The 14,015-nt window shown below is 55.2% G+C and carries 9 protein-coding genes, 1 tRNA gene and 1 pseudogene; 5 read left to right on the forward strand and 6 right to left on the reverse strand.

The annotated features are described in order from the left end of the window. Positions 1–81 precede the first annotated feature (81 nt). A complete protein-coding gene (locus ABGM93_RS12740) occupies positions 82–2,550 on the reverse strand; it encodes a M10 family metallopeptidase (protein ID WP_321499982.1) in 2,469 nt (822 codons plus the stop codon). A 952-nt stretch (positions 2,551–3,502) separates the two neighbouring features. Between ABGM93_RS12740 and ABGM93_RS12745 the strand changes: the two genes are divergently transcribed. Further along, entirely contained in the window at positions 3,503–4,510 is a 1,008-nt protein-coding gene (locus ABGM93_RS12745) for a hypothetical protein (protein ID WP_321499984.1), read from the forward strand. Between the two features lie 194 nt (positions 4,511–4,704). Beyond that, positions 4,705–4,879 (forward strand): annotated as a pseudogene (locus tag ABGM93_RS12750) (integrase core domain-containing protein); the annotation flags it as partial. Positions 4,880–4,970: 91 nt separating this feature from the next. Here the strand turns inward: ABGM93_RS12750 and ABGM93_RS12755 are convergent. From ABGM93_RS12755 to ABGM93_RS12775, 5 genes are all read right to left on the reverse strand, one after another. Beyond that, complete coding sequence (locus tag ABGM93_RS12755; RefSeq protein ID WP_321499986.1) at positions 4,971–5,813, reverse strand: class I SAM-dependent methyltransferase; 843 nt, start codon at positions 5,811–5,813, stop codon at positions 4,971–4,973. Further along, complete coding sequence (locus ABGM93_RS12760) at positions 5,797–8,121, reverse strand: glycoside hydrolase family 99-like domain-containing protein (RefSeq protein WP_321499988.1); 2,325 nt, start codon at positions 8,119–8,121, stop codon at positions 5,797–5,799. Before ABGM93_RS12760 ends, ABGM93_RS12755 begins: the two co-directional genes overlap by 17 nt. Positions 8,122–8,150: 29 nt before the next feature. After that, on the reverse strand, positions 8,151–9,851 hold the full coding sequence (locus ABGM93_RS12765; RefSeq protein ID WP_321499990.1) for a hypothetical protein: 1,701 nt from the start codon (positions 9,849–9,851) through the stop codon (positions 8,151–8,153). A gap of 169 nt (positions 9,852–10,020) precedes the next feature. Further along, complete coding sequence (locus ABGM93_RS12770; protein WP_321499992.1) at positions 10,021–10,428, reverse strand: hypothetical protein; 408 nt, start codon at positions 10,426–10,428, stop codon at positions 10,021–10,023. A gap of 1,091 nt (positions 10,429–11,519) precedes the next feature. Further along, positions 11,520–11,609 (reverse strand) — tRNA-Ser (locus ABGM93_RS12775). Between the two features lie 614 nt (positions 11,610–12,223). Here ABGM93_RS12775 and ABGM93_RS12780 point away from each other — a divergent pair. From ABGM93_RS12780 to ABGM93_RS12790, 3 genes are all read left to right on the forward strand, one after another. After that, complete coding sequence (locus tag ABGM93_RS12780; protein WP_321499994.1) at positions 12,224–12,838, forward strand: 50S ribosomal protein L21; 615 nt, start codon at positions 12,224–12,226, stop codon at positions 12,836–12,838. A 97-nt stretch (positions 12,839–12,935) separates the two neighbouring features. Beyond that, positions 12,936–13,205: a 50S ribosomal protein L27 gene (rpmA, locus tag ABGM93_RS12785; RefSeq protein ID WP_319772422.1), complete on the forward strand. Its 270-nt coding sequence runs from the start codon at positions 12,936–12,938 to the stop codon at positions 13,203–13,205. A 145-nt stretch (positions 13,206–13,350) separates the two neighbouring features. After that, positions 13,351–13,983: a GNAT family N-acetyltransferase gene (locus tag ABGM93_RS12790; RefSeq protein WP_321499996.1), complete on the forward strand. Its 633-nt coding sequence runs from the start codon at positions 13,351–13,353 to the stop codon at positions 13,981–13,983. Positions 13,984–14,015 lie beyond the last annotated feature (32 nt).

A 14,015-nucleotide genomic window follows, 5' to 3' on the forward strand; every position in this document is an offset into this window, starting at 1 on the left:
TAGCTGCGGGGCCGTTGTCAGTATTTATTGGAGCCCTTGTTTCAAGGCGCGAGTAAATTAGGCGCGCGAAGGCTAAGACACTTAGGCAAACACGATGCTATCGACGATCTGGGCTTCGGTGGCGTTGGCGATGGTCAGGCGACCGTCGTGACCAAAATCTAATACGTAGTTCGCATCGACCTGTTCACCGTATGTCGAGACCAGGGTCGCGGCCTGATTGGTACCAAAGTCGCTAGAGAACATGAGTGTGTCGGAGCCGTATTCGAAGTCGAAGACCGTGTCGGATGCGAACCCGGCGGCGAAGTGAAAGACATCAGCCCCCGCGCCGCCGTAAAGCTTGTCGTCTCCACCAAGGCCGGAGATTTGGTCGTCGCCGTTCCACCCCCAGATGCTGTTGGCCGCATTGTCACCACGCAGGGTGTCGCCATATCCACTACCGGTGAGGTTTTCGATCGAGATGTAGGTGTCGCCAGCGGCCTCGCCGGTGTTGTTCGCGGGGTTTAGCAGGTCTGCAACAACGCCGCTCGTCGCCAGATGGTACTGCGCCCGATCCGTTCCAGCGCCTCCGTCGAGCAGATCCGCCCCAAGCCCGCCGAAAAGAATGTCGCTGCCGTCCCCGCCATAGAGGACATCATTCCCGTCACGACCAAAGATCTGATCGTTTCCGTTCCACCCCCAAATGCTGTTGGCCGCATTGTCGCCCAGCAAATTATCTGCGTATCCGCTGCCACAAAGGTTCTCAATTGAGACGTAGGTGTCTCCGGCGGCCTCGCCGGTGTTGTTCGCGGGGTTTAGCAGGTCTGCAACAACGCTGCTCGTCGCCAGATGGTACTGCGCCCGATCCGTTCCAGCGCCTCCGTCGAGCAGATCAGCGCCAAGCCCGCCTAAAAGAATATCGCTGCCGTCCCCGCCATAGAGGACATCATTCCCGTCACGACCAAAGATCTGATCGTTTCCGTTCCACCCCCAAATGTTGTTGGCCGCATTGTCGCCCAGCAAATTATCTGCGTATCCACTACCACAGAGGTTCTCAATTGAGACATAGGTGTCTCCGGCAGCCTCGCCGGTGTTGTTCGCGGGGTTTAGCAGGTCTGCAACAACGCTGCTCGTCGCCAGATGGTACTGCGCCCGATCCGTTCCAGCGCCTCCATCGAGATGGTCCGCGCCAAGCCCGCCGAAAAGAATGTCGCTGCCGTCCCCGCCATAGAGGACATCATCCCCGTCACGACCAAAGATCTGATCGTTTCCGTTCCACCCCCAAATGCTGTTGGCCGCATTGTCGCCTAGCAAATTATCTGCGTGTCCACTACCACAGAGGTTCTCAATTGAGACATACGTATCGCCTGCGGCTTCGCCGGTGTTGTTGGCTGCGATCAGAAGATCCGCTGTCACCGCAGCCGCAGCCAGATGGTACTGGGCGCGGTCGATGCCGTCGCCGCCATCGAGATGATCCGCGCCAAGGCCACCCCAGAGGATGTCATTGCCGTCGCCGCCATTGAGCATGTCATTCCCGGCATTGCCATAAAGATAGTTGGCAAGGCCGTTGCCATTGATCTGGTCCTGTCCGCTGCCGCCTATCGCGTTTTCGATCGACACGCCGAATGCGATGGCCAGATTGTCGGTCATGCCCATCACGTCGGAGAAGGTGCCTTCCGCCAGATTGATGACCTGATTGTAGCTCGTACCCGTCAGATCGAGCGTGTCCGTGCCGCCCGCATCCCAGATGGCGACCACGGGGGCGGTGTTGATCGCGAAATTGAACTGGGCGCGTCCGGCATTGGAATTGAAGCCGTAGACCGTGTCGCCCGTGCGTGTCGTCATGTCGGCGCCATAGATCGCCTGAATGGCGGCGATGTCATGCAGCAGCGGCGTTGCGCCGTAGGATGTGGATTGCCCCGGAGGCGAATGGTCCGCGCCCGTGTTGGAAGCCTGAAAATAGGACATCACCGTATATTGGCGGGTGTCCTGTTGATATTCGGCCATGTCGGTGTAGGTCGGCGATCCGCCGTTATAGGCGCCGGGATGCGAAAGCCCGATTGAGTGACCAAGCTCGTGCACAAGTGTGTGGAAGCCGTATTCGCCATAGTCCAGATAACTGTTCGCCCAGTAATTGGGGTTGATCCAGACGTCGCCCTCTTCCTGATAATTGGAATAGGTGCTGGGATAATAGGCCCAGGCAACCTGTGGCCCGGTTGTGGTGTTCGAAAAGCGGATATCCGCCGTGTTTCCGTTGCCGGATTCCACGAAGGTCAGGGGGGTCAGGTCATCCCATAACGCAATTGCCTCGCGTGCCGCCGACCTCTGGGCCGCGGAAAAAGGCGCGTATCCGGACGCTTCGCTGCCATACCCGGGATTGACCGTCGTGAACCCGTAGGTGACCGTCGTCGATGTCCAGCTTTGCGCGGGATCGGTCAGTTGGTCGATCACCTGGCTTAGCGTGAAGACTGGCTTGGCGGCGTTTTGAGGCTCAACCGCATCGGCCTGGAACTGCCCGGTCGCGGCGCAATTCAGGCACGTGCAACCGAGGATGTCTTCATGTTCGACAGTCATTCCGGATCCATCTCACAAGTAGCCTGAGCAAGCCAATATGGGTATAGCGTCAAACTCTTACGAACGCTTAAAGAGCGTAACGCGTATTTGACACGCTTGAAAATCGCATGGCCATGAGAACACGTCTAGAGAGAAAGTCATTCAAAGTAGTGTGGTGCTATATCGTGCTTCATATTACACGCAGCTAATCGTCGTTTCAGCATGGGCTTAAGCGGAACAATGTCGTTCCAGCCGATCTGTAACCTCTCCGCGAAGCTCAGGATCGCGTTCGAGGTGAACCCGGCTCCCTTGCCCTAACCTCTATCTTCAGCCTTCCACGCGGGGCCGTGAGCGTTTGCGGTTGCCTCGCCACACGAAGATCCGATGGCGATGTGTCGGCCACAAGAGCCGGGCATTCGCGGGTCCAATTTCCCAGGATCGCTAGAAGCCGGAAGCGTCATAAAGTCGGTCAACTGGTGCGAGACAAACTCGAGCGACCACCTCTTGTTTGGGAAGACGGGGCTCAACATCGGTAGCCCTGTGCCCATTGCGCGTTTTCAACGACTTCGCCGGCGCATGGTCCGATTCTCTTCGCAATAAATCCTGATCTGCCGCTAAACCTTCATCCAACCATGACCGAGGTCCGGTTTGTGTTTGGCCGATCTTCGCAGGCAGAGCAATCGCCAGTCGTACAACCCGCGGCAGTTCTTCTTGTTACCAAGTGCCAGCCGGGTCGAAGTTCCAGCCTGTCATGTAGTCGCGCCCCTCCAGGATGATCAACACCGAAAGGTGGCCGGCAGCCTGCGACCAGAAACTTAGTGATATCAGCCGCATACGCCGCCAATCCCAAACCAGTTCCATGCGTTTTACCCAATAACCTCCCCACCTCAATGGGCAGGGAACGTCTAGGTCATGTGCTGCCTTGCGCGTCTCTAGCAGAGGACATATGGTCGGGATTCAGGAGTAGTAAATTATGCACTTGATCGCTCATATTGGCACCGGAAAGACCGGCTCATCGTCGATTCAGGCTGCTCTATGCCAGTATGCCTCTTCTGGTCTTGGTGACTATCAACACTGCATCATTGGACATGGCGGAGAGGTTGCAACGAGTGAAACTCTGCGGCGCCTAGCGCACGATCACATAGTCGGCTATGCGCCGTCACGCGCCGATCCTACTGGTGACGAGTGCAACCGTCGCAAGATCGCGTCGGGGATTCGCGAGATAGTATCCGCAGGCCGCATACCAATTTTGTCTCACGAGAACTGGGCGAATATCGGACCCAAATTTGAAGATACAGACTTTTGGGCGAGCATCGGAGCCAATAGGCCGACGACCTACGTCTATGTACGGCCACCGGTCGAATACCTGAACGCTGCTTGGTGGCAGTGGCTCCGCTGGTATCGTCGCTATGAAGACCCGGAAGCTGTCTTGAAAGCGTGGGGGGGCGGCTTCATTGATTGGTGGAAATTGCTGGCCCCATGGCGCCGCATTTCACAACTGAACGTGCGCTTGCACAGCAAGGACAACACCCGAGATTTTTTTTCGCTTCTTGGCCTTACGTTGCCTGATGAGACGACACGATTCAATGTTTCAATGACGGAAGATCTGATCCGTATCTACGACGCCATACCAGAGATCAGAGCGCCCCATGACTCTGTTCATGATGCGCTTCTAAGATCGATTGCCGGAAACGGTCCAAGGGCCCCATGGGCAGTCCCCAGACATTTGGCGGCGCATGTTATCGATGCAACGCGAGATGATAATATGCTGCTCGCGGCTTCGCTATCGCCTGACCAGCGAGAGGCGATGCTGGCCGATGCACGGTGGTGGGATGCCGCCGCCTATGATGAGGACTATGAAAAGATGCGACCGATCAAGCCCATGGATCGACACGTGGCAGAAGATCTCGTGCGCCGCACCGCACCGTATGTATACAACCGGATTAGACAGACGTCCGAGGCGCAAGCGGCTCCTTCGTGAACCACCCCCGAATTCGGATCCCCGACCGCAGAACATCCAGGCTGTAGCCGGGACTTCCAGATTACGCGCTAAAATGCTCGGTTCATCTAGATATAACAGCCTGATTGCGCTTGTGTGCTCCCGGATTCCCGTGGTCCGCTTGCCCAAAGCCAACAGGATCCGGCAACCGACCATATGCTGGCACCGAGAACAACATGCCGGATGGTAGCTTCGTGGAGAGCTTCAACGGTCGGACGCGGACTGAACTGACAAATGAGACCATGTCAAGATACGGCGCTTATCCTCGTGTCGTGATCGTGGCATGGGCGATATCTACAACACAGAGCACCCAGCCTTGGACTGCCGAACCCGGCTGACTACGCCCGAGCCTGACTGCCGCAACCTGTGCCAATCGGAGTAAACACCAAAAGAACTCCGGTTGCGGCAGGATAATGATCTAATGGCAGGGCATAATTGCCATCTAGACTTTCTGCAATATAAGGGTGGCCTGCCAAAATTTTGCTGGATCATCAATATGAGATCTAATTACAAATTCCGGCGCCCAGTTTTGCTCGACAAAACTGGTGGGGCAGATTGCATCACCATAGATAGTCGCATCTCGGAAATCCCCACCGCCAGTGGGAATGTATACGAGTTGACCTGAATCGTATGCAGGCAACATTGCAGAAGCGTAGTCTGAAAAACGTTGAAGCCCCTTGTGCCACTCGCTGTCGAGACTCTTGCCCTTTAGATCGGCCACGAATTCGAGGAACCTACGCGGTTCAATCGTCAAACCAACAATTCCACCAGGACGCACAATACGTTTAAACTCATTCATCCAATGGCGATGAACATTCTCGGGAAGATGGGTAAATACGGAATACGCAAGGACAAAATCCATACTTGCATCTGCATAGGGCAGCGAGCCGTGCGGGTCGATGTGCCTTAAGTCGCCGGGTACGCCAAGAGACTTGCAAGTGTCTACGATGGAGGGATCAATATCGACACCATGTAGGCCGTCGACTTTAACATCTTTCCAGAAGAAGCGCAGAAAACGCCCCCACCCCGTCCCAAAGTCGAGAATATTCGAGTTTTCTAAAATCGGTTTGCCGACATTGAGAGCTTCTCTCTTGAAATACTCATAGAACGCAAAAGCCTCATTAAGCGCGTGCTTGTCGGATGAACCAACAAACTGCGCCTGCACCGATGCGGCCGGAAACCGAGGAAACTGAAGCCCCTGAACAATCTCAGAATCTGTGCTTTGAATTAGCAAATCCAACCATTGGCGATCGGAAAGCTCTCTAAATTCATCGATGCGAACCATTTAGTCCTCGTTCGTTCTTAGTTCTGTATGTCGAATGCGCGTCGCATGCTTGCTTGACCTCAAATCCAGCCCTTGCCGTAACCACCGCAAACAAACGCTCTACCGCATGGGCTAGCGTTCCATCGACTTGCCCGAGTTCATCTTCAAATTGGTCAGCTTTAAGATCGAGTTCATCGAGCTTAGCCAAGGCCTCAACTCGGAACCAAAACATCGAACCTGCAACAAAATCGCAATTATAGCTACCGGTTAGTTCATCCATCCCAAGAGCGTCAAACAATCTGTCCAACCAAGCTCTGTTGAGGACGTTCCTGTTCGGTTCGCCCAAATTCAGTAGCGAGCCATTTGGGGCGATGATCCCAAGTGACTGGTCTTCCTGAAAACGGGCGAGAATTCGCTCAACATTGGCTTTTGAGCCTAAGAGGCTATTCAACGCCCCGCCGCGCAGCTGGTTTCCATCTGAGCGTTGCGGAGACCTCTTACCGTGAATTTTGCACGCAACCTCATATCCTTCCTTTCTAAGAAACCGTAAGGCATGCAAGAAAGGTTGGATGTCGCGCCCTCGATTGGGAAAAATTGCCAACCGGGCATTCGGGAAGCTGTCTATGATTGCCTTGCATCGCTGCGGTGGGATGTTCGCGCTGACAGAGAAAAACACATCGGCCTGATTTACCGCTTTGATGTGTTCTTGGAGCTCTTCAAAAAGCTCATCATAATAGAGATGAGCGACAACCGCAGTATTATTTTCTTTTTTATAGCGGGTTTGTGACTCGAGAACCATCTCCTCGACTTCTGGATTTACTGGAAGAAATTCGCGGGCCACGTTCGCAGTAGCGTGAAGATAAGCATAGCCGTATTTCCTGTCGGGCTCCAAATGAGCCCCTTCAGCCCACTCGTTCCAAGCGTTGATAAATACGAAGGGTGGGTGGTTCTTATCTGCCTGTGATCGCTGATATGTCCAATCACATACACTGCGCAACCAAGTGGCATAAGCTTGGGGGGAGGAGCCGAAGAAAGTGTGACCAGCTCCTGGCTTTCTAGCCTCATTGTCCCAACTGGGAAATACAGTTTTCAGCAGCGGATATTCGGAGGTCTTCTGAGCTGCGAAGCCAGTCGCTATATCGGTGAAAGAATATATATTTCCACTGTATTTTGGATCAATTATCTCCAGTTGATCGTTGACTCGCGCTGCTGGCATCTGATGCGGGGGGAACTCCACAGCAGCATCAAAACCATATGGTCGCGGATCCGTCACCTCAAACGAGCGGGCGGCGATAAGGTAGATCTCTCCTATTCCCGCCTCTTTGCATCTATCACGCCAACGCTGCGCAGTTTCTTTCGCATTTGGCAATATAGAGGCGCGGTAAACGATTAGGATCGGCTTTCCCTGAAAACGGATGTAACGTTCGTCCGAAAAAACGGGAATTAGATCATCGATAAAAGCAATATCATCTTCCGGAGAGTGTTTTTGCTCGATCAGGATTTCACTATCCTGACCATCCCACCGCCTTGTCCAGTTTTCGTTAGCCCAGCACAAGCAAAACGGGATATCTATCTCTTTTGCTGCCAGCAATTGGTTGACCGGACGCTCAAGCAATCTTTTCCCGCCAAACCAATAATGATGAAAGCAGAAACCTCTTATGCCATACATTTGAGCCAATGCCGCCTGTTGCCGCATGACATCTGGCAATCGCAAGTCGTAGAAGCCGAGTTCCCCAGGCAAATGAGGCTGATAGTGCCCCAAAAACTGAGGCTTCGCCTTTGAAACATTCGTCCATTCGGTGAAGCCAGCCCCCCACCACTCATCGTTCTCAGGGATTGGATGAAACTGCGGCAAATAGAATGCTATTAGAGAAAGGGGGTTTTCCGAAAAATCGATATATTCTTGCATCTTCGGAACGTAATCTAAGTCGATGCCCTCTGCCTTCTTTGACGAAGAGAGCACCTGATTAATATATAGACTATAGCTCTGAAGCTTCTTGGAAAGGCCCGCTTCACTACTAGAGCCTTCATAAAGGTCCATTTCAGGCTGAGCACTTGGCCTTGGCCGACCCTCTTTCTCACCCCAATATATGTAATGGAGCAACGGATTAACCCCGGACCCCGCAACATCTGTCTGCATTTCCAGGTATTTAGCTGTATCGAAAGTCGGCGACGGATTACGCTGCAGCGCAGCCCCAAGCCACAGATAATGTTTGATTGGATCCATTCCGACCGCTCGAACGTCAGGATAGGTCTTGAGGTACCAATCCTCATCAAACAGGCCAGATTGACGTATTCTTTTGATGTCATCATCGATCGACGGGTACATCGGATAGCCCCTTGAGCACAGATACTTATCTATTTTTTGTCATTATTTCGGCGCGCAGCATGAAAGAGCGATGCGATCGCAGCGTTGGGGGCACGACCTTCTTGAGCACCGTAGCGAACATAATGTATATGCGGGTCACAACCGGCATCAACAACATCCGCATTATTCTTCAGATACCACTTTACATCAAATAGGCCGGATTTTTGTATTCGCGCTATCTTGCGTCTCAAGCCTATTTTCACACCAAACAAAGACACCTCCGGACCACGAGTTAATTCAGATATCAGCCGACTAATTTCACTCTCTGCGGTGACAGAAAGCGACCGCATTTGTCTGTCACTATCATAAATCAAACTTGTTAACTTCGCGATTTCATCAAACCGCTCCTGAAGTACCTGTTCAATCTTGGATTTAGATGCGTCAGCCTTTTCGGCCTCTGCCGTTTTTTCATTTATTATGAAAGTTTGAGCGTCGATCGATTTTTTTAGCCTTTTAATCTCTTCAGCTTGGGCTTCGAAAGCGGAAGCTAACCTCATATGCTCGGCTCGCAATTCCTCCAATCGCTCTACTTCTTTTTGGGTTGCAGAAAGAACTTCTGTAATCCTCTCGCCCTCAGCTTTAGATTGGCGCAGTGCGGTCTCAGCTTGAGCAATCCGGCCTCGTAGGGCGTCCAATTCTGCTTCTGCTTCGCGAACTGCACTGGTGTGGCCTTCGAGATCGCTCATAAGGCGGGCAATCTCACCATCTCTCTCCGCCAATCCCCTCCGCAATTCGGTCTCAAGCTTGGAAAAGTGTCTCACCCTCTCAACAGCATTTTGCCCGGCGGCAATCAGCCGCCCAAAGGCTGGCCCCGCCGCGTTGAGCTCTGCGCGTATCTGATCAAGGTCGGCATGATCATTCTTTCTTTCGCCCCCCTCAGACCAACTTAAGAGAATTCGAAACGTCTCTCGCAACCAGAAGGAAAGTTCAGTATTTTCAAGGACGCTCCCTGGGAGCTCTTGGTGATGTCGATGCCTCATCGATAGGAAAGAGCTGATTTCTTCGTGGGCCTTTTCCGAAAACCTTGGCCATGTGATTCCGAATGCGGTTTCTCCACGCGCCATCACGATTGTCCAGTCAGACATCAATTGATCGTAAGTTGGAAAGAAGCGAGGCAGACCGCGGGATACCGCCTCTGCATCAAGCACATGGCGCAGCCACAAGAGATGGCTGAACATGGGATCCAATCCATCCCGGGCCTGTAGTGAGGCGGCCACCTCTAGCGGATTGCGTAGTGGCAAGATGATCAACGGGTCCACCCCGGAGATACGCAAAATATCCTTCCAAAAGGGGAAAAGACGGCAAATCCGCGGATCCTTTAGAACAAATAGGCGGGAGGCGCCATATTCGCTCTCTAGCACCTTCAGCGCTTCGCTACGATAAGGTTCAGCTTTAGGTGTCCGCATCCAATCTGGATCGAATTCCTGCCAATCGGCCCAATGCGTGCCGGCGGATTCCAGAATCCGGCTATTGAGCTGCATGATACTATTGGGCTCCCAATGCCCAGTCTCATTGCCTTTGCTTTCCCCCACCGGCGACTTGGGTAGGTCACACCCAACTAGGCTAATAACGCGAGTTAAAGCACTTGTTCCAGAGCGGTGCATTCCAAGTACAACAACTGCTTTTCGCCCTTCATCCTGCATGATTTGATTTTGCTGTAGGCTGACATCAACGTTTAGACCGTCATTCATAGACTCGCACCGTACCCGACTGCAGGTTCGACCAAGGGTCGATCATCGCCCCTTAGAGCATATGAAAGGAACATTTGCCAAGCTCAAGCCCCGCCTTTCTACCGTGTTTTAGCGGCCTGGATCGACCATGTCAGGCCGAGGCTTCATGGCGCATATTCAGTCTGCTTGCTCAGATCAGAACGTCTGTTCCCGACTCTGCGCCGGCCTCTGTCAGGTATCCTTCCCTCAGCTCCCTCAAATTCTCCATCCGGGCAATCATGCGCTGAAGCTGTTCGAACATCGGGTCATTTTTCATCGCTTCGTAATCGAGGGATTGCTGAATCCCTTCCGCAGAGGGGAGCCCTTCGAATTCCGCTTGGGTTATCGCCGTATCTGCTTTGACGATCTCGCCCCCAAGAAAATCGGAGATCTGTTCGGCGCGGGCCTGGGCCAGATCGGGACCATTGGTGCCGTTGACCTCGCCCCGTAGGATATCCTTTAGCTTGGCTCCCAATTCATTCTTCGAGGAGACGACCCCCTGATTGTCGATCGTCGCCACGATGTCTGCATCGACGAGAACCGCCGCATAGGTCTGCATCGCCGGATTGTCCTCGGGCGGAAACGCCTTGAGCGAGGCTTCGACCGCTTCCGTCCATGAGGTGTCAGTGTACCGGTATTCGAGATAGCGCGCGTTGGCTTTCAGACGCCGCTCCTCGCCGCCGATATGGGCTTGATATGCGTCTTCGGGCAGTTCGGCGATATTGACCGGCTTCAGGCCGCGTGAAGAAAGCAGCGTTGCCGCGAAATCGGCAACGGAACGCGGCGCAGTGCCATCGACGCCGGTCTTCGATGCATTGCAGCCGCTTCTATGCTGGCTCGCCGTCAGTCCCTCCTGCTGTGGACCGCTATTCGCTTTGCCAAATCTGGTAGAATGGAACTAGTAATCGCGATATGACGCTGATCCTAACGTCGCCATCGAAATCTCCCGTAATAAACGCACTGCCTGTTACGCAATTCTCACGCCAATCAGCCAAGAATAGCCAACACGTTGTAATTCATTTTTTTTGCTTTTTTGCTTTGAAACCAGAGGCTTCCAGCCGGTAGATTTTACCAAGCTGCATAGGCAATGTTTTCCCAGGGCCATCCGGGCCCATGCGACAGAAACGTGCACTCGATGTCACACAAGTTCTCTCCGCAGATGAAGCGATCTGTTCTTGTCGTAGATGAGGCGACTGCCGCTGACACTCCCTAGCCCTACATCATGCAGCTCCTGCGCCTCCTGAGGCTGGATCTGACAGGCATGGTCGCTCCCCACTTTCTCGCACAGCAGAGTCTATGAAAAGAGCTTGAGGACCGGCTCCCGCTCTTGCACGGTCTCACCCCAGACAGAGGAAACTCATATAGACCACTGATGGCAGCAGGACATGACATTGCGACACCTTGAGGCCAATCGCGCCCTGGCCCGAGCGCCTGCCCTGCGCAACGATTATCGCCGAATACGGCATCTTGCAACATGAGGGCGGCTAGCGCACCGTCGGTTTGGCCGCAAATGTTCTCGTTCTATTGCGGAAAAATCGCCCGCGGATGTCCGCGGGTCCAAGAACCTTGAATCTCATGATGGGTTGTGAGACGGGCCGAAAGGCGTCAGAAAAATCGACGCCAATAAAATCAACTAAATACAAGTACAAATGGCGGAGAGAGAGGGATTCGAACCCTCGGAACGCTTGCGCGCTCAACGGTTTTCGAGACCGCCCCGTTCGACCACTCCGGCACCTCTCCGCAAGGGCCGCCATGTCTTCTGGCGGCGCGGAACATACACAGGGGGGCACATGGGCGCAAGGCCCCGCGCGCGCATTTCACATGCCCGACCGCAATCTTGCCACCGCAGGCCGCAAAAGCCGTGCAAACCGCTACGGGACCCTCCCCCGCCTTGCCCACCCCCTTGTGGGAACCGGGCCTGCGCCGACGGACTTGCGACAAGGCACCCGGGCCCGCGAGGAAGACATGCGATACGCCAAACGCGCTCTTTTCCCCGCCGATTCAGGACGGCCAGCACCGTCATCTGCTGCCCGCACGTCCGTTTGGCACCTCCCGGATTCGGGGCCTCGACACCCCAAATTCGCGAAAAACGGCGGCTGACCGCCGGAATTGTCGCATCAAGCGTTGACGCGAGGGGGTGAAACCGTATATTGCGCTGGCTTCGCGCATGGCGGGATTTCTCGCCCAACGCGCTGCCCGAGGCTCTCCGACGCTTCAGCCGGTCTTGGCCCCCAGCAAGGGACCAAGACAAAAGCGTCCGCCAAAGTCCGCTGTCATGCGGCGCCGAAGGGTGCGCACAAGGTTCGCAGAGTACCAATGAAAGGTACCGGCGACAAACTGTAAGGACCTCAGCGATGTTCGCTGTTATCAAGACGGGCGGCAAGCAGTACCGCGTTGCCGCAGACGACCTGGTCAAGGTCGAGAAGATTTCCGGCGAAGCCGGTGACACCGTGACCTTCGACACCGTTCTCATGATCGGTGGCGAAACGGAAACGACGATCGGCACCCCGACCGTCGAAGGTGCCTCCGTCGCCGGTGAAGTGGTGGAACAGGCGCGCACGCGGAAGATCATCGTCTTCAAGAAGAAGCGCCGCCAGAACTACCGCCGCAAGAAGGGTCACCGCCAGGAGGTGACGCTGGTCCGGATCACCGACATCCTGACCGGTGGCGCCAAGCCGAAGGCCGCCAAGAAGGCAGCCAAGGCCGCTCCGGCCGAGAAGGCCTCCGAGACCACCGCTGCTTCGGCAGCACAGGCTGAAGCCGCATCCGGCGGCGACGACCTGAAGAAGCTTTCGGGCCTCGGCCCGGCGATCGAGAAGAAGCTCAATGCCGCGGGTATCACCACCTATGCGCAGATTGCTTCCATGACCGCCGAGGACGTGGCGCGCGTCGAGGAAGAGGCCGGCATCAAGGGCCGTTTCGAGCGCGACAACTGGGTCGAGCAGGCCAAGGAACTCGCCGGCAAGTAAGCCGCAGGCGAAGACACGAAATTGACGGGGTATCCCGGACACGCCTGGCATGGACGCCAGTGCGCCGGATAGGCCCGAAGGATCAGGAGAGTACGTCATGGCTCACAAAAAAGCAGGCGGTTCGTCGCGTAACGGTCGCGATTCTGCAGGTCGCCGTCTTGGCGTGAAGAAGTTCGGTGGCGAGGCCGTCATTCCGGGCAACATCATTCTGCGTCAGCGCGGCACCAAGTGGCATCCCGGCACCAATGTCGGCATGGGCAAGGACCACACGATTTTTGCCAAGGTCGAAGGCCATGTCACGTTTACGGCGAAAGCCAATGGCCGAACCTACGTATCCGTCCTTCCGACGATGGAAGCAGCGGAATAATTCCCGGCATATGAGTTCATCAGATTGCCGGGGTCTCATCGACCCGGCGGTTTGAGAAGACCGGTCAAAGTTCAGGGGAGATGGGACACAAGACCCATCTCCCCTTTTCTTTTGCGCCCGGGCAAGGGCCGATCGGAGAAATACAATGGTTCTGGAAAGCGAAAGCCTCTTGGAAGGCGGAAGGTTAGAAGATCCCAGCAGTCTGTCGGCGGCTCGTCCGGCCCTGACGCTCGAGCGCGTGAAACTCGACCGTCCGACGATGGATGACGCCGCCGATATTGTATTCCTGGCCAATAACCGCCGCGTTGCGGAAATGCTTGCGAGCATGCCCCATCCCTACGGCCTCGCAGCCGCCCGCAACTGGATCGAGAGCACACGCAATACGGAACCGGGCACGGCAAGCTATGCCGTGCGCCTGAAGTCCACGGGCCGCATCATCGGGGCCTGCGGATACCAGTTTGGCCCTGTGGGCCAGGGACGGGAGCCGGAACTTGGCTACTGGATCGGGGAACCTTTCTGGGGGCACGGCTATGCCACGGAAGCGGCGCAGGCGGTCATCGACCATGCCTTCACCGTTGCCGGCCACGATGCCGTCACTGCGTCGTGCCGCCTGACCAACCCCGCCTCGCGCAGGGTGATCGAGAAGTGTGGCTTCCAGTATCGTGGCAGCGGCGTCATGCGCTCGCTTGCCCATGGCGGCGCAATGGTTCCGGTCGAGACCTATGTTCTCGACCGCAAGACCTGGGACGCCCTGAAGGGCTGGCGCTCGGTCGGCTGAGCCTGATCTGCCGTGCCGCGCCATCGGGTTTA

It is taken from the genome of Breoghania sp. (genome assembly GCF_963674635.1).
GTDB lineage: Bacteria > Pseudomonadota > Alphaproteobacteria > Rhizobiales > Stappiaceae > Breoghania.

Excerpts from the sequence above, each read along its gene's own strand:
- ABGM93_RS12760 (WP_321499988.1), bottom strand. The coding sequence starts at position 8,121 with ATGTACCCGTCGATCGATGATGACATCAAAAGAATACGTCAATCTGGC.
- ABGM93_RS12765 (WP_321499990.1), bottom strand. The coding sequence starts at position 9,851 with ATGAATGACGGTCTAAACGTTGATGTCAGCCTACAGCAAAATCAAATC.
- ABGM93_RS12790 (WP_321499996.1), top strand. The coding sequence starts at position 13,351 with ATGGTTCTGGAAAGCGAAAGCCTCTTGGAAGGCGGAAGGTTAGAAGAT.
- ABGM93_RS12770 (WP_321499992.1), bottom strand. The coding sequence starts at position 10,428 with ATGCAGACCTATGCGGCGGTTCTCGTCGATGCAGACATCGTGGCGACG.
- ABGM93_RS12780 (WP_321499994.1), top strand. The coding sequence starts at position 12,224 with ATGTTCGCTGTTATCAAGACGGGCGGCAAGCAGTACCGCGTTGCCGCA.
- rpmA (WP_319772422.1), top strand. The coding sequence starts at position 12,936 with ATGGCTCACAAAAAAGCAGGCGGTTCGTCGCGTAACGGTCGCGATTCT.
- ABGM93_RS12740 (WP_321499982.1), bottom strand. The coding sequence starts at position 2,550 with ATGACTGTCGAACATGAAGACATCCTCGGTTGCACGTGCCTGAATTGC.
- ABGM93_RS12745 (WP_321499984.1), top strand. The coding sequence starts at position 3,503 with ATGCACTTGATCGCTCATATTGGCACCGGAAAGACCGGCTCATCGTCG.
- ABGM93_RS12755 (WP_321499986.1), bottom strand. The coding sequence starts at position 5,813 with ATGGTTCGCATCGATGAATTTAGAGAGCTTTCCGATCGCCAATGGTTG.